Genomic DNA, 23,539 nt, shown 5'->3' with positions numbered 1-23,539 from the left:
ATTGAAAGGGTAATAAATATTTTAAACAACAGACCACGAAAAAGATTTGGTTTTAAAACGCCCAATGAAATTTTCGCTCAAAAATTGAATGAAAACTGTGATGTTGCATTTATAACTTGAATCCACCCTTCAAAAACTTTATATCTTTTAAATGATTACCTTTAGCATATTAATTCAACAGTATGTCAAATCTCAATCTCATCATAGAAGAAAGAGCGGCCGATATTGGCGGCTTTTTAGTAGGAAGGTTACTGCCTTTCATCCAAAAAAGAATGATAGGTCCTTTTTGTTTCATCGATCATTTAGGCCCTGTGAAAATGGACGAAAGAAAAAATATGGATATTCGTCCTCATCCGCATATTGGGCTATCCACCCTAACTTATCTTTTTGAAGGAAGCATTATGCATCGGGACAGTATCGGGAACACTATGGAAATCACTCCAGGAGCGGTGAATTGGATGACCGCCGGAAAAGGAATCGTTCATAGCGAAAGAACTCCGGACTATCTAAGACAAAAAGATAAAACCCTTCACGGATTGCAAATTTGGGTGGCACTCCCAAAAGATTTGGAGGCTATGGATCCCCAATTTACCCATGTGGAAAAAGATGCTCTCCCAACATGGACGGAAAATGGAGTCGATTTTAAATTAATCGCTGGAAAAGCATTTGGAAAAGAATCTCCTATCCCAGTCTTTAGTCCCTTGTACATGATTGAAATAAAAACCAAATCTGCCCAGATCTTGAACTTAGGCGAACAACTTTTTGGAGAATCCGGACTCTATATTTTAGAAGGAAGTATTGAAAGTGAAGGACAAATTTTTGGCTCTCGACAATTATTGGTGGCTAAAAACACAAAGTTATGCGAGTTTAGCATTCAAGAAAATTCAACGATCTATCTTTTTGGTGGCGAAGCATTTCCTGAAGAACGATTCATTGATTGGAATTTTGTTTCCACATCCAAAGAAACCCTCAAGGAAGCCAAACAAAGATGGAAAGATCAGAAATTTGACAAAATAGTTGGAGACGACATCGAATTTGTACCCTATCCGGATTATAAAATTCCTAAAAAATAAGGCGTAGAAATCTGGCTTATCCACTCTGGAAGTAATATTAATACCAACTCGTTTTAGATAAAAATGAGTACCTCTAAGTAAAAACAAAAACCCAACTTCTAGCCCTGAAAGGGCGAAATCCTTCTTCTTAAATTCTTTACATCAAATTAAAATAAACTTAAAAACAACCCTCTGGTACAGCATTTGAACGGATAAAATGATTTTAATTTTTGAGATTTTAGTTTTTTTGAAAATAGTAATAAATGACAAAAAAATATTTGAAACCACATAGTCACTTAGGGCGATTTTATTTGCTAAAGAAACAGCAGTAACACACAAGAGATATCCGTCTTTGACGGATACTAAGTGCAATTGTGCAGACTTATTGTTGCATTTACTATATTTCTATGGGGTTTAAATAATGGGTTTTATGTACCACAATTCTTGTCATGTACTTAGTTTGAAAATATTAAAAGAAAATTAAAAAGCACCTTGTCCATAGGAGATTTGTTAAATCAATTCTACATTTGCAGACCTAAAATGAGAAACCTTTCGATCTATATTCTGACCAGTATTTTCCTTCTTTTATCCATTGGGAGCAGATACTTTGTCAACTATATTTATCAAGATCATTTCTCGCAAACTACGCATCATTTCCAGGGGAAACCTGCTGGTTTAAAATTCAACCATCACAAACTCACTTCAGAAAAAGTACTGAATGATGTTGGCGATTTAGAGTCCATTATCGTTTCAGAAGACGATATGCGATTCACAGAAAACCTCCAAAATTTGGTAGTTTTCGCCACCGTTTTCGGTTTTTTCATTTTACTAGGACTGCACTTTAAGAAAAGAAGTTCAGAGGAAGTTCTGTCTGAAATCCTCCTCAGCAGTTCCATCAAAAAATTCATACTCCTGCGATCCATCAGGATTTAGACCCGCACATAACTTTCTTACCGTTTTTATTTAAGCGGTACCCACCCGTGTTGTGAAGTTTTCATTTCGCAATAATGCATTATTCAAACCAAATTTTTCACGAAAACCATTCTCTCTAATTATGATGAAGAGCGTTATTACAAGCTGTTTGCTTGGCTGTCTGTTGTGGCTTACGGGCTGCACGAAGAAACAAGAAGAAAAAGAAGAAAAAACCGTTTATCCTACCACCTCTCCCGTGGTTATGGATACGGTGATCGATAAAGATTATGTCGCCCAAATACAATCGGTAAAGAACATCGAAATCCGAGCTCAAGAAAAAGGTTTTCTGGAGAAGATTTTTGTGGACGAAGGACAATTTGTACATCAAGGTCAATCTTTGTTCAGAATCATGCCTCAAGTTTACCAAGCCGAGGTCATGAAAGCAAAGGCCGAAGTAGAACAAGCCGGTATAGAACTGAAAAATGCGACCACCTTGGCCAACAACAATATTGTTTCTAAAAACGAAAAAGCCATGGCCCAAGCCAAACTCAATGCTGCAAAAGCCGAATTGAGAATGGCAGAAATCCACCTTTCTTTTACCGACATCAAAGCTCCTTTTTCAGGAATCATCAACAGAATCCCTCTCAAATTGGGATCTCTGGTGGACGAAGGCGCTCTGCTAACTTCCTTATCCGACAATACGGCAATATACACCTACTTCAATGTGTCTGAACCTGAATATCTTAATTATCAATTGAATGCCGCTTCACGAGGTCAAAATTTAGTTTCGCTAATCTTGGCCAATGGACAAGACTTCCCCCAAAAAGGAGAAGTACAAACCATAGAAGGCGAATTTGATAACGAAACCGGAAATATTGCGTTTCGGGCTAAATTTCCCAACCCCGAAAAACTCCTCAGAAACGGACAAACCGGAAAAGTTAGGATGACTGTACCCTTGAAAAACGCAGTCGTTATCCCACAAAAAGCAACCTTCGAAATTCAAGATCAAAAGTATGTTTTCGTGGTGGGCAATGACGGGAAAGTCAAATCCAGAAACATAAAAATCGCTTACGAATTGCCGGATGTCTATGTCATCAGTTCCGGGTTGAGCCCTCATGAAAATTTTCTTCTGGAAGGGGTGCAAAAAGTAAAAGACGACGAAAAAGTAAAGACCAAACTTCAGGATCCACAGCAAGTTTTGCAATCTTTAAAACTAAAAGCAGACTAAATTTATCATGTTTAAAAAATTCATTCGTAGACCCGTTCTGTCTATTGTAATATCTCTGATTATCGTGTTTATGGGAATTTTATCTTTGGTAAAACTTCCGGTAACGCAATTTCCGAGCATCTCGCCACCCAAAGTGAACATCAACGCCTCTTATCCTGGTGCCAATAACGAATTGCTGATAAAATCAGTCGTTATCCCTTTGGAAAGAGCCATCAACGGTGTTCCGGGGATGAAATACATGGCTTCAGATGCCGGTAACGACGGTGAAGCGACCATCTCTGTAGTTTTTGACTTGGGCACAGATCCCAATGTGGCAGCAGTCAATGTTCAGAATCATATTTCTTCCGCCATCAACAAACTCCCACCGCTTGTGGTGAGAGAAGGGGTGAAAATTACCCGTGAAGAATCCAACATGCTGATGTACATCAATGTGTACAGCGACGATCCAAAAGCCAATCAAAAATTCCTCTTCAATTATGCCGACATGAACATCTTGTCTGAGCTGAAAAGAACCAAAGGTGTGGGAGATGTGGACATTATCGGTACCCGGGAATTTGCCATGCGCATTTGGCTGAAACCCGATCGATTGACCGCCTACGGAATTTCTGCCGATGAGGTGATGGAAGCCCTGCAAGCGCAAAGCATCGAGGCTTCTCCCGGAAGAATTGGTGAAAGTTCTGGTAAAAGACCTCAAGCTTTTGAATATGTTTTGAAATATCCAGGCCGATTCAATACAGAAGCAGAATACGGAAACATCATCTTAAAATCCAACAGCAGTGGGCAATTCATTCACCTGAAAGATGTTGCCGATATTGATTTTGGATCTGCAGCCTACGATATTTATTCCACTTTGGATGGCAAACCTTCTGCAGCCATCACCCTAAAACAATCCTATGGGTCTAATGCCAGTGAAGTCATTAAAAATGTAAAAACTTTGATGAAAACTCTGGAAAAAGATATGCCCAAAGGCATGCATTATAAAATTTCGTATGATGTTTCGCACTTTTTAGATGCTTCCATAGAAAAAGTAGTCCATACCTTGTTCGAAGCTTTTATTTTGGTGGCCATTGTGGTGTTTTTATTTTTGGGCGATTGGCGATCCACCCTTATCCCAACGCTTGCCGTTCCGGTTTCGTTGATCGGTGCATTTGCCGTAATGTCGGCCTTCGGAATCACCCTCAACCTCATCTCGCTTTTCGCTTTGGTAATGGCGATTGGTATTGTGGTGGACGATGCCATTGTGGTGATAGAAGCCGTACACGCCAAGATGGAAGAAAAAGGATTATCACCACTAAAGGCTACTGAAGAAGCCATGCACGAAATTAGCGGAGCCATTATCGCTATTACTTTCGTAATGGCCTCGGTGTTTATTCCGGTTGCATTTATGAGCGGTCCGGTTGGTATTTTTTACCGTCAGTTTTCCATCACCATGGTTTCCTCCATCATCCTATCGGGTTTGGTAGCACTTACATTAACACCGGCTTTGTGTGCCATGATTCTGAAAAACCACCACGGAAAATCTCCTAAAAAAACGCCAATCAATCGTTTCTTGGACCAATTCAATTCCGTTTTCACCAAGGGTGCCGATCGTTATAAAAATTTACTCACCAAAACGGTTACTCGTAAAATGGTAACCCTGCCCCTTTTATTGGCTTTCTGTATCGGAACTTTTTTCTTGGCAAATAAAATACCGACCGGTTTTATCCCGGCAGAAGACCAAGGAATGATCTATGCCATTGTACAAACACCTCCCGGATCAACTTTGGAGAGAACCAATCAAGTGGCTTTAAGGCTTCAGAAAATTGCTCAGAAAATCGACGGTGTACAATCGGTTTCCTCTCTGGCGGGTTTTGAAATCTTGAATGAAGGAACGGGATCCAATTCGGGAACTTGCCTCATCAACCTAAAAAATTGGAAGGATAGAAAGAAATCGTCCATAGAAATCATTGAAGAATTGGAAGAAAAATGCAAGGACATCAGTGGTGGAAGCATTGAGTTTTTCCAACCTCCATCCATTCCGGGATACGGCGCAGCAGGTGGTTTCGAACTTCGATTGCTGGACAAAGCCGGAAGTGGCGACTATCATAAAATGGAAAAAATATCCAACGATTTTGTAAAAGAACTCAGAAAAAGACCAGAAATAGGTTCTGTGTTCACCTTTTATTCGGCATCTTTTCCGCAATACATGCTTAAAGTGGATAACGAATTGGCCGAACAGAAAGGGGTTTCCATAGATAAAGCCATGTCCAACCTCTCTACTTTGGTAGGATCCGATTACGAAACCAGTTTTATCCGTTTCGACAGACCTTACAAAGTCATTGTGCAAGCCGGTCCACAGTACAGAGCGTTGCCAAGCGACTTGATGAAGCTGTATGTTAAAAACAACAAGGACGAAATGGTTCCTTACTCCGCATTTATGAAGATGGAAAAAGTCTATGGACTGTCGGAAATCACCAGATACAACATGTACAATTCTTCTGAAGTTACCGGAAATCCTGCACCGGGTTACAGTTCTGGCGATGCCATAAAAGCTATACAAGAAGTGGCGGACCAAACGCTTCCAAGAGGTTTCGGTATCGATTGGGCGGGGATTTCTAAAGACGAGGTGAGCCGTGGTAACGAAGCGGTTTACATCTTTTTAGTTTGTCTTGGTTTTGTGTACCTCATTCTTTCGGCACAATATGAAAGTTTTATTTTGCCCTTGCCCGTAATTCTCTCTTTGCCTACCGGAATTTTTGGAGCTTTTATTTTCCTACAATTTTTTGGTTTGGAAAACAATATTTATGCTCAGGTTGCCATGGTGATGCTCATCGGTTTGGTAGGAAAAAATGCGGTGTTGATTGTAGAATATGCCGTGCAACGAAAGGCCGAAGAAAACATCTCTGTGGTACAAGCCGCTATTGATGGGGCACACCTAAGATTTAGACCTATTCTGATGACTTCTTTTGCATTTATTGCCGGATTAATTCCTTTGGCACTGGCAACAGGACCTGGAGCAATTGGGAACAGAACCATTGGCTCGGCAGCAGCTGGAGGAATGCTTTTCGGAACCGTTTTCGGATTGCTCATCATCCCGGGATTGTACTACATTTTCGGAACCCTTTCCGAAAGAACCAAACTGGCTAGATATGAAGAAGAAAATCCATTAACAGAACAAACTGAACCTTACCAACACGATGAAAAATTTAACGATTAACAAATTAGTGGTGCTGCTCGCAGTATCGGCGGCAGTAACGGGTTGTAAAGCACCAATGGCAACTCTGGTAAATTCTGAAATTAAAAAAAACATTCCAGAAAATTACAACCAACAAGATCCCGGTTTAGACCAAAAAAACAGTGGAACTACACCTTGGCGCGTGTTTTTTACAGATCCAAACTTGGTAAGTCTGATCGAAATTTCCCTGAAAAACAATCAGGAACTCATGATCACCTTGCAACAAATTGAAATTGCAAAATCTGGGGTTTTGGCAAAAAAAGGAAAATTGAGTCCTTCGGTTTCGGCAGGAGGCGGCATCGGACTGAAAAAAGCAGGAAGATACACCAGTGAAGGCGCCGGAGATGCAAGTACCGAGATTGAACACGGAAAGGAAATGCCCGATCCTTTGGCGAATTTTGATTTGGGAATATCCGCCAATTGGGAAGTGGATATTTGGAAAAAATTAAGAACAGAAAAAGAAGCCGCCGTTGCTCATTACCTTTCGACCGTGGAAGGAAAAAACTTTGTTCTCTCTAATTTGATTGAAGAAGTGGCCAATTCATACTACGAACTTTTGGCCTTAGACAATCAGTTGGAAATCATCCAGCAGTACATCCAGTTACAGCAAAAGGCATTGGAAATTTCGAAAATCCAAAAACAAGCTGCCGCCACAACAGAACTGGCGGTGAAAAAATTCGAAGCCGAATTGTCCAAAGCTAAAGCAAGAGAATTTTTAATAAAACAACAAATTACAGAAAAGGAAAATCAGATCAATGCATTGTGCGGGCGTTATCCGCAACCAATTCTGAGGGCTAAAGAAAATTTCATGTCCACTATTCCACAAACTATTTTTAGCGGAATACCTTCTCAACTTTTGTCCAACAGACCGGACATAAAACAAGCCGAACTGGAATTAAAGGCTGCAAAACTGGATGTAGAAGCGGCCAGAAAGGAGTTTTATCCCTCTTTGGAAATTTCGGCGGCTCTTGGTTTAGAAGCTTTTAAGCCATCTTATTTGGTGAAAATGCCAGAATCTCTGGCGTACGGTTTGGCTGGAGATTTGGCCGGCCCTCTCATCAACAAATCAGCCATAAAAGCCAATTTTAACACTGCCGATGCACGACAAATACAGGCTTTGTACGAGTACGACAAGACCGTTCTGAAAGCCTATTTGGATGTTGCTAACCTGATGTCGAAAATAAAAAACATCGACCATTATTATCAGTTAAAATCTGAGGAAACGAAAGCTTTGGAACAGTCGATTGGGATTGCTAACCAATTGTTCAAAAACTCCAGAGCCGATTATCTTGAAGTATTGCTGAACCAAAGAGATGCCTTGGATGCAAAAATGGAATTGGTGGAAGCCAAGCAACAGCAACTGAGTACCGTTGTCGACATCTACAAAAATCTTGGTGGCGGTTGGCAATAAGAAACCGTCAATGGGAATTTTATTTTGTTGAAAGATTGTGGTAAATTTGGATTTTCTATCTTTCAAATCGAAGCAAACAAGCCGAAGGATGATATAAAAACAATGAAGAATGCCAGAAAATACAAATCTAGAAACCATAAAAAAATTAGACCAATTGCTTTTTGAATTTGACAAAAACATTCAAGAAATTAAGGCTTTTGAACTGAAATTAAAATCGACCCAGAACATGGGAAATGAACTGTCCAATTATCTTCAATCTGAAGATTGGATACGCGATTATGAGAATTTTGGGCATTTGGACTTTCACATTTTAGGCGAAGACGGACTTTATAATGCACTTGAAGATTTTGAGAATTTGAAGAAGGAAATCTTACAGTTCATTGCAAACAATTTGAAGTAATTTTTTTGCATCAAATACATGAAATATCCAAGGGGAAAAACTCCTTGGATATTGTTTTATAAAACGGAAAAGTATTACGATTTATTTTAATTTGGAACTGAGCCCGAAAGCGTAGTTGATCTGAATGAGAATGATAAATCCTATACTCAACAATGGAGAAATAAAACAAAGTAAAGCTCCCAAAGCATACAGAGATTGGGCAACAACGATTCTTTTCCTGAGAGGTTCATCTACCAAATTTTTGGTTTCTTCGTTTACAAAATCTTTTTTCACCGCATAGATCCAATTGGTGTAGAGCATTGCTCCCAGCATAAAAATATTGATCCAATAGATAAAAACAGGAAATTTGTACGAGGTATAATCTCCCAAAAATGCTGTTGTAAATGGCAACATGGACACAAAGAGCAAGAAGAGCAGATTAATCCAATTCAGGTTTCTGTCGCTTTTTTCGATGTGTTTGTATTGTGATGCATGACCTACCCAAAAAATTCCTGTGGTCATGAAGGCTAAAAGATAAACCAAAAATTTTTCCTTCAGCTCCATAAAGGCAGAAATTAAGTCTTGTTCAGAATGTATGGATTCCATCACCGGAACGCGGATTTCTAAGACCAATAAAGTTAAGGCGACACCAAAAACGCCATCGCTAATGGCAATAATCCTTCCGGTGTCTTGGCCGGCAATTTTGTTGTAATGCACATTCATCATCTTATCGTTTTGTACAAATATAAATATTCCTAAAGAATTTTTTAAATAAAGGGTTCAACTTTAAATTTAATAACATCAACAAAGCAAAAAAAAGAGAGGCAACCTTTTGGGTTGCCTCTCAAGTAGTTATCAATTAAAGATTATTTCTTCATTGCTTTCACTGTTTTCACAGATCCGTCTTTGTAATGTAAAGTTACCATATACAATCCGGTTTTCAAATCTCCTAATTGCAATTCAGCAGTTGGTTTAGCAATTGTTTTCACCAATCTACCAGAAGCATCTACAATAGAAATGGATCTCACCTCTCTCACATCAGAAATATGAAGAACATCAACAAATGGATTAGGATAGATTTTCACACTGTCTTTAGCTGCTACTTCAGCCGTTGCTAAAGCCCCAACAGACAAAGTAAAGTCTACATAATTACCATACGCCGCAGGTCCACAAGGGGTAAGTGTACCAATATAGGACTCTGCCATTCTTACTCTATAATTACCCGGAGTCTGAGCTGCCGGAATATTAATAGTACCCGTTGCAGATGTTGCATAAGATGTTGTTGCCAAAACTGATTCTCCCGGTCCATCAAACTTCATATCGTTGTTCCAATCTACCCAAATATAATAATACGCATCCGCAGATGAAGGTAACAAATTAACAGTTATTGCAGCACCTTGTACTCCACTAAAAGTAGTTGCTGTTTGATTATCATACGCCTGATACGAAGATGCCGTATAAGCCAAGTTAGTCACACCTCCTGTAGTAGAAACATTTCCTAAGTAATACAACTGAGAAGAAGCTCCTCCTGTAGGTCCACAATAGCCTGTTCTTACTTCTATAGGACCAGACCAAGTACTTTTATCAGATGCTGTACAGCTGGATCTTACCCAAACGAAATACGAAGTATCCATAGTCAAACCTGTCATATTATAAGTAGTTGCAGTTACAGAAGCTGTTGGCGTTGTAGTTGCAGTTGGCGCCGTATTGGTCGTTGACGAATACACATCGTACCCTAATCCAGGAGCTGGAGTTGGAGCTGTCCAATTTACCGTTCCTGAGGTGTTGGTAACATTGGCGATTGATAATCCAGTTGGAGCTACACAAGTAGGAATCATTAAATTGATATTATCAACAGCTGCTGGAGGGTTGGTACCACCCGAACCATCATTCCACCATTCAAACAATAGACGAACCGTCTGACCAGCGAATGCAGATAGATCCACATTTGCATTTACATAATTTTGCCAAGAACTTTGTTGGTTAAATACTCCTCCAATCTGGGTAATACCCGTAGTTGTATTTATTTTTGTCCCTGGTGTTGGGTTAAATGAAGTTGGAACCAAGAACACTCTTAAGTAATCGTAAGAAGCAGATTCTCCTTGAGCTTTCCAATCAAATGAAAGTGTTGATAAAGTTGTACCGGCCGGCACAGCTATATCTCTGTATGCATGTACTGCAGTTGTAGAAGCTGTGTCGTAAGCATTGGTAGTACCGCCGTCATTGGTTACATACAATGAACCTGCCGGGTTACCCTCTGCCGTACCTACAAACCACTGATTGGTTTGTGTACCGTTGATTAACGCCATATCATTCGTACCACTAAAATCTTGAGTATACGGTAACGATGCAGGAATCTGTCCCGTCATAAATGAAGGTAAAGCCTCCCAAACACTTTGAGCTGCACCACAATTGGATCTTACCCAAACATAATACACGGTATTCGGTGTCAAAGCAGATAAGTTGGTTGTAGTTGCAGTCCCGTTCCATGTCGGTGTTGTAGTCGCTGTTGGATCTACATCAGAAGTTGAATAATACACATCATACGATGCAGGAGCAGGTCCAGCCGGTGCATTCCAAGAAAGTGTAGCCGTTGCACCTGTTACATTGGAAGCAGCTATCGCAGAAGGCTCAAGACAACCGGCAACTTCTTCAATAGATATATCATCCATGGATAAATACCAAGGAGAAGAGCTTATTTCCCCTTTGATACCAACTACATAAGTACCGGTAGTAGGAACCGTAAAGTTACCCGACACTTTTTGGTAATCGCCATTGATAATATTAACAGCAGGAGCAATCACATTGGTCATTGCTGCAGCAGTCGAAGAAGTACCATAGCTAATCGATACATTTGCGTAAGTAGGAGTTGATGAATCTTGTCGTGCATACACTTTAGCCGAATAAGTTGTACCCGCCGTTAACTGTATCGGGATAAACAACCAATCCTTATTACCGTATTGCAAGAAAGTATTCCAACTACCCGTCCTAGGCGTTCTATTGTATGTAGTATATGTGTTATTTGCTCTCCAAACTCCTCCTCCCTCAATAGAAGCTTGAGCTAAGCAACCGGTAACCGGAGTATCGTGAACATATCCACTTTCAAAACCTTCGAAATATGGGATTGTATATGGATCACACATGGTAGTAAAACTTCTCTCTGTACATGAGTTAGAATACACCGTTCCATTATCCGCATTGATTGTATAATAGTAGGTCGTGTTCGTAGTAAGAGGTGTTGCAAAAGTATAAGAAGTAACATTACCCAAATCAATACCAGCCAAAACATCACTTGCACCAGGTGTAGATCCTACAGTAATATTGTAATTGGTAGCACCGGTTACAGCAGTCCAAGAAATCGTTGGTGTCAAAGATTGACCATTCGCTGCATTTGCAGGGGAAGTTACTGACGGACAGAAAGTCAAGGTTGTAGAAGAATTACCCATAACCCAAGGACTTTGCTCGGAAGTACAATTTGATCTTAACCAGAAATAATACTGTGTGGACGGTTGCAATCCTGTTACCACTGTAGAAGTCCCTGTAAGCCCGGTTACCAATGGTGTTGTAGCCGCATCTGGAGACGGAGTGCTTGATGTTGAATAATACAAATCATAACCTCCTGTCGGCACTGTAGTTGGAGCCGTCCACGCCAAATTAACAGTCGTAGCAGTAGCTCCTGAAGTTAAAATCGCTGAAGGCGTTAAACAAGATGGAGCAGCCGTAACTACCACTTTATAATCGTGCGCTTCTCCATACGCAAATGATGTATTATCACACGGGACAGGATCTTGAGAATACCTATCTCCCACTCGCATTCTGTAAGTTCCTGGAGTCACATTTCCCGGGATAAGAATATTCCCATTGGTTGTATTTCCTGAAGCAGAAGCTGAACTCACCGTTTCCGTAGCATCGTTTGCAAAAATTCCGTCGTTGTTAAAATCGATCCAGATTTTCACTTTCTGACTCCCAAAACCGTGGGTTACCTGGTAAGCAGTAGAAACACCTGCTTGGATCGTAATGGTTTCCGTCGCATAATAGTCTCCATAAGCACCTGTAGAACATCCCGTACTCAAATGCTGATAGGAAGCACTAGGCACTGAAAAGGAGTCTATCATATCTCCATCACTACAACCCTCATCATAAGTGGGTGTACAATAAGTTTGAGCATTGAGCTGGTAAGCCGTCAGCACCAATGCTGCTAAATAATAAAATCTCTTCATGTTTTATATTTTTTTAACATAATTTGGCTAAGTTATAAAAAAAAATGATAAAACTCATGTTTAATTAATTTTATTTGTCAACATTTTAAAAAAGACACATAAAGAACATTGTTAACACTAATAAAAAACATATTTTATTAAACATTCAATTAATTAAAGTCACAAAGTCAATAAAATTCAACAAAAAAAAAAAAAAAAAAAAAAGGTTGCCCAATTCTGGACAACCTTATTTAAAAATAAACAAATTATTTTTTGATTATTTCTTCATTGCTTTCATCGTTTTTACCGAACCGTCTTTATAATGAAGAGTCACCAAATACATTCCGGTTTTCAGATCTCCTAAATGCAATTCAGTAGTTGGTTTAGCAATTGTTTTCACTAATCTACCAGAAGCATCAGTGATGGTTACAGATCGAACATCTTTAACATCTGAAACATTCAACACATCAACAAATGGATTAGGATAGATTTTCACATTATCTTTAGTTGCTACTTCAGCCGTTGCCAAAGCTCCAACTGACAATGTAAAGTCCACATAATTACCATACGCAGCAGGTCCGCACGGAGTAACAGCACCAATATAAGATTGAGCCATTCTTACTCTATAATCACCTGCAGCCTGTCCCGCAGGAATATTTATGGTCGCTGTAGCCGAAGTCGTATAAGAAGTAGTCGCTAAAACAACTTCACCCGCACCATCGAATTTAAAATCATTATTCCAATCCACCCAAACATAATAGTATGCATCCGAAGAAGAAGGCAATATATTCACCGTAATAGCAGTACCAGGAGTTCCGCTAAATGTTGTTGCTACTTGGTTATCATACGCCTGATACGAAGACGCAGTATAAGCCAAGTTAGTCACACCACCTGTAGTAGAAACATTTCCTAAGTAATACAATTGGGAAGAAGATCCACCTGTTGGAGGACAGTATCCTGTTGTTACCATTAACGGTCCAGCCCAAGAACTAGACTCCGTAGTAGAACAAAGAGATTTTACCCAAACATAGTATTGCGTATCCGATGTCAAACCTGTAAGTGCAGCTGTAGTTGTTGCAGAAGTTTGAGACGCAACCGTTGTAGCATCTGGCACCACACTGCTTGCCGTATAATACACCGCATATCCGTTTGCAGGAGCCGTACCAACCGGTGCCGTCCATGAAATATTTGCAGAAGTAGCCGTTGCAGAAACCGTAGCTAACGCCGTTGGCTCAATACAAGAAGAAGCCTCTTCAATAGAAATATCATCTAAAGAAACATACCAAGGAGTACCATTCATATACCCTTTGATACCCACTACATAAGTACCGGTAGTTGGTACCGTGAAGTTTCCGGAAATTTTTTGGTAATCTCCATTAACAATACCTGTAGGCGCAGCTACAACATTAGTCATTGCAGATGCAGATGCAGAAGTCCCATAACTAATTCCAACATTGGAGTTGGATGCAGTTGCACCATCTTGTCTTGCGTACACTTTTGCAGTATAAGTTATCCCTGCCGTTAACTGAATCGGGATAAACAACCAATCTTCGTTACCGTATATCAAGAACGCATTCCAAGAACCCGTTCTAGGAGTTCTATTGTAATCTGTAAAAGTATTATTCGCCTTCCACACACCAGTACCCGTCTGTGACGCTTGAGATAAACATCCCGCTACAGGAGAATCGTGTGTATAACCGTTTTCAAAACCTTCGTTATACGGAACTGTATACGGCAAACACATCGTTCTGAACATTCTTTCAGTACATGAGTTAGAATACACCGTTCCATTATCCGCATTAATAGTATAATAATATGGAGTATCATTCAACAACGGTGTTGCAAATGTATAAGAGGTTACATTCCCCAAATCTACTCCCGCCACAACATCACTAGCACCAGGCGTTGACCCAACAGTAATATTATAGTTTGTAGCTCCATTAACCGCATCCCAAGTAATCGTTGGAGTTGTAGAAACCCCAGTTGCGTTGTTTGCTGGTGCAGTAACATTAGGACAGAAAGTTAATGTTGTAACTTTTCCACCATAGAACCAAGTACTCTTTTCAGTTGCAGAACAATTGGATCTTACCCAAGAATAATACTCTGTTAACGGTTGCAAGTTAGAAACATTTGTCGTCAAACCGGTTAAACCAGTTAGCGTTGGAGCCGTACTCGCATCCGGCGGAGTGTTAGAAGTTGAATAATACACATCGTATCCGCCAGCCGGAGCTGTTGGAGGAGCCGTCCAAGTCAATGTATAAGAAGTTGCAGTTGGAGCCGAAGAAGTCACACCATTAGGCTCAATACAAGCAGCAGCAACATCAATAGAAATATCATCTAAAGAAATATACCAAGGAGATCCGTTCATATACCCCTTAATCCCCACAACATAAGTTCCGGTTGTTGCAGGAGTAAAGCTTCCTGAAACCTGTTGATAATCTCCATTAATAATACCCGTAGGCGCAGCTACAACATTAGTCATTGCCGCAGCAGATGCAGAAGTCCCGTAACTAATTCCAACATTGGAGTTGGTTGCTGTCGCACCATCTTGTCTCGCAAACAATTTCACCGTATAAGATGTACCTGCAGTTAACTGAACAGGAATAAACATCCAACGATCACTACTGTATTTCAAGAAAGCATTCCAAGAACCCGTTCTAGGAGCTCTATTATAATCCGTTAAAGTATTATTTGCAGTCCACACATTGGTTGATGTCCCGGTAGCATTCGCCTGAGACAAACATCCCGCAACAGCAGTGTTGTGCGTATAACCGTTTTCAAAACCTTCAAAATAAGGGATTGCAAATGGATCACACATGGTGGTAAAATCCCTTTCCGTACAAGATGAGGAAGAAGAAGCACCAGCAATCGCATTGATTGTGTAATAATACTTAGTATTAGTACTTAAAGGAGTTGCAAAAGTATATGAAGTTACATTCCCCACATCCACACCTGCAACTACATCACTAGCTCCAGCCGAAGAACCAACAGTTACTGTATAGCTCGTAGCTCCAGCAACAGCTCCCCAAGAAATAGTAGGTGTTAAGGATTGCCCAAATGCACCAGCAGTTGGTGCAGAAACAGCAGGACAAGGCACCGTTGCCGTTGTCGTAAACGAAGTCTCTGTACAACCTGTAGCTAAACCGAAATTATTTTTAGGAAGAACATTAACATAATACTGAGTATTATATAACAATCCTGGAGTTACGGAATAACTGGTCACATTCCCAACATCTACCCCATTCATCACATCGGTTCCACCAGGAGTGGTCCCCATATTCACAACATAACTGGTTGCTCCAGGCGCAACATTCCAAGAAAGAGTAGCTCCTGAAGCTACACCCGTTGCCCCAGCTGTTGGAGCCGTAATCGTTGTACACGCTGGCGCAGTCGTCGCAGTTTGATTTAATTTTACATCATCAACAACCAACCAATAGTCACCAGAAATAAACTGATTAGAAATTCTAAATTTGAAGTTTGCCGCAGCCGGAATTGTTCCCGCAGGAATATTCCCTGTAAAAGTAGTACAAGAAGTTACCGATGACAATGCCACATCTGCACCTAATTGCGCATAAGTTGTACCTCCATCTATGGAGTATTCAACTTTTAATGTTCCTCCAACTCCAGAACCCGAACTGTATTCTAAAGTTTTGTACTGGAAAGAAACCGCCAAATCTCCTCCGTTAGAAACATTAGAGGTATACACCAAATTCCCAGCGTTTCCTCCATAAAAGTTTCTGCTTAAACCTGCAGTCCCCGCGCAAAATCTTGGCGAAGTGGTCGTCCTTGAAAATCCTGAATACGCCCACCCCGTAGGTGTTGTTGTGGACTCAAAACTTTCATTAACTGTAATTTGCGCTGAAGCACCGATTCCCAATGCCGCAAAACACGATAATAAAACTCTCTTCATATCTATTATTTAAAAATGATAAGTGGCAAATATAACAATAATCCACAACCAAACACAAAGCTTCAAACAGAATTTAATAATTTTTAAATAAAATTCATGAAAACAACGCAAATAAACACTTAAAAACAATTGCAATGTCACAAATTCAAGCTTCTGAAAGATATTCAATTTAACATAATAAAAAAGAGAAAGACATACACTTTCTCTTACTTTCGATAACAATCTGTAAACAATTCTTAATTTAGATAGAATTGATATTTCTGTTCTTGAGCTACCAGACCCAACATATCTCCATCCAGCTTCAAAGCACATTTTAAAGAGATCAATTCCATACAGGACTCGTCTTCTGGATTTCTAATACTAAAGGACAGTTTCTGAGCTCCCTCTTCGTTCATAAAATTGTTTTTTATAAACTCGATATCCTCTCGTCTTATGTCGTTGACATCCATTACCAAGGTCATGCTTTTTACAAATTGGTTGAAAACATCCTTCAATTCCGACACATCGACCACATTGATAAAAACCCTTCCATCGGATAAAACAGCATATTTTATTTTGAAAATCAAAAATCGCTGCAGATCGATCTTATCCCTTAGCTTCATATAATCCCGATCGCCCAAACGGAAAGAGCAACTACCGGTGTAATCTTCCAAAGTAACAAAAGCTACTTTTTCGCCGCTCATCTTACCGTCTCTTACCACATATTCCGTCACCAAACCGGCTACTGTATATTCAGCACCTCGATCTTTCATGGCCTGTTTTTCTTTCCATGACAATTTGGGATCGTTAAAAAGTTCTACCTGTTTTGTTAAAATCGATGAATTTTTGAACGCTTCCACCTCGTCCAAATCTAAGAAATTAAAACTTCCTTTTGGTTCGGCTTTTTTTGATACTTCTTCAACCTCAAGATTTTCTTCCATTTCAAAATCATCAGAAATTATCTCCGTTAATTGATCGTCAGAATCCTGAGTTTCAACCGGAAGAATCACTTCTTCATTATTAACATTTTCACTTTTCTGCTCTTCCAAAATGGCTTTTTTACTCAGCAATCCTTTAATAAATTGGAATTGATACTTGAACTCGTCCAAAGGATGTGCAGATAGATAGAAGCCAATAATTTCCCTTTCCTTATTCAGTTTGAACATATTTTGCCATTCCGGAGCAGGATTAATTTTGGGTTGTTCAATCTTAACCTCATCGGCAAAATCGGCAAATAGAGAGTTTTCCATTTCGTTTTTAGAATCTTGGTAACTCGATCCGTACTTCAACAATCTCTCAATGGTTATTCTACCACTGATGTCGGGTTCAAAATATTGAGCGCGGTTGTACTGATCGGTTTCGTCGAAAGCACCGGCAATAACCAAACTTTCCACCACTCTTTTATTGATTTGCGAAGAAGGTACTCTTTCGAAAAAATCAAAAATATTTTTAAATCGTTCTTGCTTTCGTGTTTCCACAATGGCTTCACTCGGTCCCTCACCAATTCCTTTTATCGCGCCCAAACCAAAACGAATCTGACCTTTATCATTCACCGAAAATTCGTATTGACTTTCATTAACATCAGGACCCAAAACATCCACACCCATAGATTGACAATCCTCCATGAACAAGGTGATTTGTTTGGTATTGTTGATGTTGTTGGACATCACACTCGCCATGTATTCTGCCGGGTAGTTGGCCTTGAGGTACGCAGTATGATACGCAATCAGCGCATAACAAGTTGAGTGCGACTTATTGAACGCATATTCTGCAAAGGCCTCCCAGTCTTTCCATATTTTATTGAGTTTTTCTTCGTCCAGGTTATTTTTTCTTCCTCCTTCCAAAAACAACGGGAACATTTTATCCAAAACATCTTTTTGTTTTTTACCCATTGCTTTTCTTAAGGTATCCGCTTGGCCTTTGGTGAAATTTGCCAACTTTTGAGAGAGCAACATTACCTGCTCTTGGTACACGGTAATCCCATAGGTTTCTTTCAGATATTCTTCATTTTCAGGCAAATCGTACACAATTTCTTCCAAACCGTGTTTTCTGTTGATAAAGTTCGGAATGTACTTGATCGGACCCGGTCTGTACAATGCATTCATCGCGATAAGGTCGGCAAAAACTGTAGGTTTCAGTTCTCGCATGTATTTTTGCATACCGGCACTTTCGTATTGGAAAATCCCAATGGTCCTTCCCTCTTTGAAAAGTTGATAGGTTTTAGCATCGTCCAAAGGAATTTCGTCCGGATTGATATCGACACCGTGTCGGTCTTTCACCAATTTTATCGCATGCTTGATGATGGTTAAAGTCCTAAGTCCCAAGAAATCCATCTTTAGAAGCCCGGCACTTTCTGCGACGGAGTTATCAAACTGCGACACCAAAATATCAGCATCTTTTGCAGCAATCGTAATCGGGACCAGATTAGAAATATCTTCCGGAGTAATAATCACACCGCAGGCGTGGATCCCGGTATTTCGGATGCAACCTTCCATTTTTTGTGCCGATGCCAAAACTTCGTGCCTTGCATCTGATTGATCCTCAAGAATGGCTTTCATTTCGTCCACCAAGACCTTATCTTCATCTGCCAATTTATCGTATTTGGATAGTGCTTTGGCAATGTTCATCCCTGGAGTTGCAGGAATTAATTTGGCTATATTATTGGTTTCCGGAATGGAAACATCCAACACCCTTCCCGCATCTTTTATCGCCGACTTTCCTCCCAAAACCGAGTAAGTAATGATCTGCGCTACATTCATCTTACCGTATTTTTCGACCACCCATTTGATGATTTTATCCCTTCCTTCATCGTCAAAATCGATATCGATATCCGGCATGGAAACCCTTTCAGGATTCAAGAATCTCTCAAAAAGGAGGTCGTACTTAATAGGATCTACATTGGTAATCCCGATGCAATAGGCTACAGCCGAACCTGCAGCCGAACCCCTTCCAGGGCCTACCCAAACCCCCATATTTCGGGCTTCGTTACAAAAATCCTGAACAATTAGGAAATATCCCGGATATCCGGTATTGGCAATTACCGACAATTCAAAATCCAATCGTTCGGAAATTTCTGGGCTTATCTCATCGTATTTTGCTCGAGCTCCCTCGTAGGTCAAGTGCCTTAGAAAGGCATTTTCGCCCCGCTTACCACCGTCTTCTAAATCCTGAGCATCTTGAAATTCTTCTGGAATATCAAAAGCCGGAAGCAGGACATCTCTTTTTAATTTGTACGGTTCAAATTTTTCTAAAAATTCAGAATACGCCTCAAAAGCCTCAGGATATTGATGAAAACTTTGCCTTAACTCTTCTGCTGACTTTATAAAATAATCCTGAGTAGCCAAGCCTCGTCTTCTTCCAAAACCTTTGCCTATCTCTGTCGAAAGCTTCTCTCCGTCTTTAATGCAAGAAACAATATCCTGGATGTTGGCATCCGATTTATGGGTATAAAAAGTTTCGTTTTGCGCCAAAACCTTCACCCCATATTTTTCCGCCCATTTCAATAAAATACCGTTGACATATTCCTCTTCGGGAAGTTGATGATTTTGAATCTGAACATAGAAATCCGAACCGAATGTTTCTTTCCACCACAAGAAGAGCTCTTCACCTTTTTGTTCTCCGTACTCTAAAATGGTTGCCGGTATATCTCCAGCAATCCCCGAGGTTACGGCAATTACATTTTCTTTGTATTGAGCCACCATCGCTCTGGAAATTCTCGGAACACCGAAATAAAAACCATGAAGAAACCCTAAGCTGGAAAGTTTTGTTAAATTTTTATATCCTGAAAAATTCTTAGCCAAAAGCACCATCTGAGTTCTTCGATCGGGGTCATCTTTGGTAAATTGCTTCTGCTCCGGTCGATCAGAAAGGTAAAACTCTGAACCCAAAACCGGTATTAATGTTTTTTTCTGTAAGATTAATTCATCCTCAGGGGATTTATTCTCTTTTGCTTCTGCTTCTTCTTTTTTCTTTTTAAGATCGCCGTTGTATTTTTCAACTTCAGAAACAAATTTAAAAGCCCCCATCATATTCCCCAAATCTACCAAACCTACAGCCGGGAAATTTTGATCAGCAGCTGTTTTCACCAAACTGGAAAGACTGGTGGTTGCTTGTAACGACGAAAAAATGGAATGGTTATGAAAATGAAAATAACTTCCCAAATCGATGTCCGAACCCAAACCAACACCTTGTTTGGATTTACTTTTTTTAGAATCCGCGACTTGTCTTCGGATCACAATATCAAAAGGAGCAATCGGCTCGATGTATTTCAACTGGAACCGTTCCAGCACCTCAGGAGTGGTTTTCAGATTTTCAGCAGGGATCACTCCAATCCGCATCATTTCAAAGAAAACCTGGGCTGTAGCATTAACATCGGCTGCGGCATTGTGGGCTTCATCAAATTTTTCGCCATAAAGTTTTTGATAAAGTTCTTCCAATTTCGGACTCTTAAACCTTCCCATTCTTCCTCCTGGAAGTTGACAGAAATCCGTTCCTAAATGCATGGTATCGGCAGACGGAAGTTGCTCTAAAACATTATCCAAATTCTTCCTAAAAAATTCAGCTCCAACGATGTTATAATCGAATTCTATGTTATGTCCAGCACCAATTCTGGATCTCTTGACCACTTCGGCAAATTCTTGCAAGACTTCGGTAAGATCACGACCTTGCTCGTGAGCCATTTGGGTAGAAATACCGTGAATTTTAGTGACATTAAAGGGAATATCGTAGCCTTCAGGCTTTATGATATAATCCTGATTTTCAATAAGATTACCTTCATCATCGTGCAGTTGCCAAGCAATCTGAACCATTCTTGGCCAATTGTCCGAATCTGAGAGTGGTGCATTGAAATTTTTTGGCAACCCGGTGGTTTCAGTATCAAAAATCAGGTACATAATTCTAGAATTTTGGTAAAAATAATTGAAAAGAAACGAATAAAAAAGTGGTTTAATCAAAAACTTTTATCAGCAAAAAATTAGTCTTTCTTTTAACAAAACCAAACTTACTTAAGATCAGTCTTTAACTCAATTGTAAAAACCATACAAAAACATCTTAATTTGAAAAAATTAACATAAAAAACGCAACATAAATCATATATTATTAAAATTATCAAAATAGATTTCATCCCTAACTATAAAATATATACTTTTGCTTTCTATGGAAAAAGTACAAGAAAAAATAAAACAGGACACTTTACTTCAAGCCTACCAGCACATGATGCTTGCCAAAGCCATGGCAGATATTTATGAAGAAAATAGATCCATAACCAAATATGTTCACTCAACTTCTAGAGGTCACGAAGCCATACAATTGGCCACCGCATACCATCTTTGTCCGGAAGATTGGGTCTCTCCATACTACCGAGACGAAAGCTTGCTTTTAGGAATTGGTTTTGAGCCGTACCGTTTGATGTTACAACTTTTAGCAAAAGCCAACGATCCTTTTTCGGGAGGGAGATCGTACTATTCCCATCCATCCAGCCGAGAAGAAGATAAACCGAAAATCATCCATCAAAGTTCTGCAACCGGAATGCAAGCCATTCCGACCACAGGAGTTGCACAAGGCTTGAAATACATTCAAGAATTTAACTTACAAAATTTTGACAAAAACCCTGTTGTGGTTTGCAGTTTGGGAGACAATTCTGTCACAGAAGGTGAAGTAGCAGAAGCTTTTCAGTTTGCAGCACTGCACCAATTACCGATTATTTTCTTGGTACAAGATAACGATTGGGGAATTTCGGTAACCAAAGAGGAAGCCCGAACCAGCGATGCCTACGACTACGCAGCAGGTTTTGTAGGTCTAAACAGAATGCGTGTGGACGGAACCAATTTTGTGGAAAGTTACCTCGCCATGCAAGAAGCCATAAACTTTGTGAGAAACGAAAGAAAACCCATGTTGGTTTGTGCTAAAACCGTTTTGATCGGCCACCACACTTCTGGAGTGAGAAGAGAATTTTACCGAGACGATGCCGATCTGGAAAAACACAGAGCTCAAGATCCCGGGAAAAAACTATATGCTTATTTGCTGGACAATGGAACCGATGAAAACCACCTAAAACAAATAGAAAAAAAGGCAAGATTAGAGGCGGAACAAGCTTTTGAAAAAGCCTGCAATGCCGAAGATCCCAAAGCGGAAAGCGTTGAAGATTTTGTTTTTGCTCCAACCCCCATCACCGAGGAAGTAGGGGAAAGATGCCCGGCTGAAAATACAGAAAAAATCGTGATGGTGGATGCCGCCATCCATGCCATACAAGAATTGATGTGGAAACACCCAGAAGCCCTGCTTTACGGTCAAGATGTGGGTGCCAGAATTGGAGGCGTATTCCGTGAAACCGTAACCTTGGGAGGTAAATTTGGTGAGAAAAGAGTGTTCAACACCGCCATACAAGAAGCCTACATCATTGGATCTACCGTCGGGATGTCTGCCGTTGGACTAAAACCCATTGTTGAAGTTCAGTTTGCCGATTACATTTACCCCGGAATCAACCAACTGATTACAGAAATTTCTAAATCGTCCTATCTAAGTGGTGGAAAATTCCCAGTGAGCAACATCATCCGTGTACCGATTGGAGCTTACGGAGGTGGTGGCCCATACCACAGTGGAAGTGTAGAAAGCATCTTGGCGAACATCAAGGGAATAAAAATCGCTTATCCCAGCAATGCTGCCGATTTCAAAGGCTTGTTAAAAGCAGCTTATTACGACCCAAATCCGGTAATTATGCTCGAGCACAAAGGATTGTACTGGAGTAAAGTTCCGGGAACCGAAGACGCAAAAACCATAGAGCCTGCAGAAGATTACATCTTACCATTTGGAAAAGCCAATACCGTAATCGCAGCCGATGATGGTGAAATAAACAAAGGCAGAACAATGGTTGTTGTCACCTACGGAATGGGCGTCTATTGGGCCAAAGAAGCAGCAAAACAATTCCAAGGAAGAGTGGAAGTCATTGACCTAAGAACCTTGATACCTCTGGATGAATCCCTGGTTTTTGAAAGAGTAAAAGCGCACGGAAAATGCCTAGTGCTAACGGAAGAGCAAGTTCAAAATTCTTTTGCTGAAGCCTTTGCCCATCGTATTTCTAACCATTGTTTCAAATATTTGGATGCTCCGGTAGAAGCCATGGGATCTTTGAACCTCCCTGCTGTACCTATTAATTTGATTTTGGAAAAAGAAATGTTGCCCAATGCAGAAAAATTAGCCTTGAAAATCAGAAAAATACTCAACGACTAATAGAACTTTTAAAATATCAAACAAAAGC

Annotated in this window: 11 protein-coding genes and 1 pseudogene; 8 read left to right on the top strand and 4 right to left on the bottom strand. The window is 40.1% G+C overall.

Features of this window, described 5'->3' with window-relative positions; translation table 11 throughout:
• From EIY84_RS11990 to EIY84_RS05195, 7 genes and pseudogenes are all read left to right on the top strand, one after another.
• A pseudogene (locus tag EIY84_RS11990) lies at window positions 1-120 on the top strand (IS30 family transposase); the annotation flags it as partial.
• Window positions 121-182: 62 nt separating this feature from the next.
• Entirely contained in the window at window positions 183-1,073 is an 891-nt protein-coding gene (locus EIY84_RS05220) for a pirin family protein (RefSeq protein ID WP_124640888.1), read from the top strand.
• 519 nt (window positions 1,074-1,592) lie between these two features.
• On the top strand, window positions 1,593-1,985 hold the full coding sequence (locus tag EIY84_RS05215) for a hypothetical protein (protein WP_124640886.1): 393 nt from the start codon (window positions 1,593-1,595) through the stop codon (window positions 1,983-1,985).
• Window positions 1,986-2,106: 121 nt separating this feature from the next.
• A complete protein-coding gene (locus EIY84_RS05210) occupies window positions 2,107-3,192 on the top strand; it encodes an efflux RND transporter periplasmic adaptor subunit (protein WP_187478276.1) in 1,086 nt (361 codons plus the stop codon).
• A 7-nt stretch (window positions 3,193-3,199) separates the two neighbouring features.
• Window positions 3,200-6,388 (top strand): efflux RND transporter permease subunit, encoded by a 3,189-nt coding sequence (locus tag EIY84_RS05205; protein WP_124640884.1) that lies wholly within the window; start codon window positions 3,200-3,202, stop codon window positions 6,386-6,388.
• The gene (locus EIY84_RS05200; protein WP_124640882.1) at window positions 6,369-7,817 is read left to right on the top strand and encodes a TolC family protein; all 1,449 of its coding nucleotides are present in this window, start codon (window positions 6,369-6,371) and stop codon (window positions 7,815-7,817) included. The genes EIY84_RS05205 and EIY84_RS05200 overlap by 20 nt, the downstream gene beginning before the upstream one ends.
• Window positions 7,818-7,926: 109 nt before the next feature.
• Window positions 7,927-8,217: a DUF4298 domain-containing protein gene (locus EIY84_RS05195; RefSeq protein WP_124640880.1), complete on the top strand. Its 291-nt coding sequence runs from the start codon at window positions 7,927-7,929 to the stop codon at window positions 8,215-8,217.
• 81 nt (window positions 8,218-8,298) lie between these two features.
• On the opposite strand, the gene EIY84_RS05190 is transcribed toward EIY84_RS05195, so the two are convergent.
• The 4 genes from EIY84_RS05190 to dnaE all read right to left on the bottom strand — a co-directional run bounded on the left by EIY84_RS05190 (window position 8,299) and on the right by dnaE (window position 21,176).
• The gene (locus tag EIY84_RS05190) at window positions 8,299-8,922 is read right to left on the bottom strand and encodes a TMEM175 family protein (RefSeq protein WP_241154737.1); all 624 of its coding nucleotides are present in this window, start codon (window positions 8,920-8,922) and stop codon (window positions 8,299-8,301) included.
• A gap of 140 nt (window positions 8,923-9,062) precedes the next feature.
• A complete protein-coding gene (locus EIY84_RS05185) occupies window positions 9,063-12,416 on the bottom strand; it encodes a GEVED domain-containing protein (protein ID WP_124640879.1) in 3,354 nt (1,117 codons plus the stop codon).
• 256 nt (window positions 12,417-12,672) lie between these two features.
• Window positions 12,673-16,305, bottom strand: a complete 3,633-nt coding sequence (locus tag EIY84_RS05180) for a fibronectin type III domain-containing protein (protein ID WP_124640878.1) — start codon at window positions 16,303-16,305, stop codon at window positions 12,673-12,675.
• A gap of 236 nt (window positions 16,306-16,541) precedes the next feature.
• Complete coding sequence (gene dnaE / locus EIY84_RS05175) at window positions 16,542-21,176, bottom strand: DNA polymerase III subunit alpha (RefSeq protein ID WP_124640877.1); 4,635 nt, start codon at window positions 21,174-21,176, stop codon at window positions 16,542-16,544.
• Window positions 21,177-21,438: 262 nt separating this feature from the next.
• Between dnaE and EIY84_RS05170 the strand changes: the two genes are divergently transcribed.
• Window positions 21,439-23,511, top strand: a complete 2,073-nt coding sequence (locus EIY84_RS05170; protein ID WP_124640876.1) for an alpha-ketoacid dehydrogenase subunit alpha/beta — start codon at window positions 21,439-21,441, stop codon at window positions 23,509-23,511.
• The last annotated feature ends 28 nt before the right edge of the window (window positions 23,512-23,539 follow it).

It is taken from the genome of Amniculibacterium aquaticum (assembly GCF_003852705.1).
Taxonomy (GTDB): Bacteria; Bacteroidota; Bacteroidia; order Flavobacteriales; family Weeksellaceae; genus Amniculibacterium; species Amniculibacterium aquaticum.
The sequence above is the reverse complement of the archived record's forward strand: the minus strand, read 5'-3'. Positions and strand labels throughout refer to the sequence as shown.

Coding starts and splice junctions, on each gene's coding strand:
- EIY84_RS05220 (WP_124640888.1), top strand. CDS start 183: ATGTCAAATCTCAATCTCATCATAGAAGAAAGAGCGGCCGATATTGGC.
- EIY84_RS05215 (WP_124640886.1), top strand. CDS start 1,593: ATGAGAAACCTTTCGATCTATATTCTGACCAGTATTTTCCTTCTTTTA.
- EIY84_RS05210 (WP_187478276.1), top strand. CDS start 2,107: ATGATGAAGAGCGTTATTACAAGCTGTTTGCTTGGCTGTCTGTTGTGG.
- EIY84_RS05205 (WP_124640884.1), top strand. CDS start 3,200: ATGTTTAAAAAATTCATTCGTAGACCCGTTCTGTCTATTGTAATATCT.
- EIY84_RS05200 (WP_124640882.1), top strand. CDS start 6,369: ATGAAAAATTTAACGATTAACAAATTAGTGGTGCTGCTCGCAGTATCG.
- EIY84_RS05195 (WP_124640880.1), top strand. CDS start 7,927: ATGCCAGAAAATACAAATCTAGAAACCATAAAAAAATTAGACCAATTG.
- EIY84_RS05190 (WP_241154737.1), bottom strand. CDS start 8,922: ATGATGAATGTGCATTACAACAAAATTGCCGGCCAAGACACCGGAAGG.
- EIY84_RS05185 (WP_124640879.1), bottom strand. CDS start 12,416: ATGAAGAGATTTTATTATTTAGCAGCATTGGTGCTGACGGCTTACCAG.
- EIY84_RS05180 (WP_124640878.1), bottom strand. CDS start 16,305: ATGAAGAGAGTTTTATTATCGTGTTTTGCGGCATTGGGAATCGGTGCT.
- dnaE (WP_124640877.1), bottom strand. CDS start 21,176: ATGTACCTGATTTTTGATACTGAAACCACCGGGTTGCCAAAAAATTTC.
- EIY84_RS05170 (WP_124640876.1), top strand. CDS start 21,439: ATGGAAAAAGTACAAGAAAAAATAAAACAGGACACTTTACTTCAAGCC.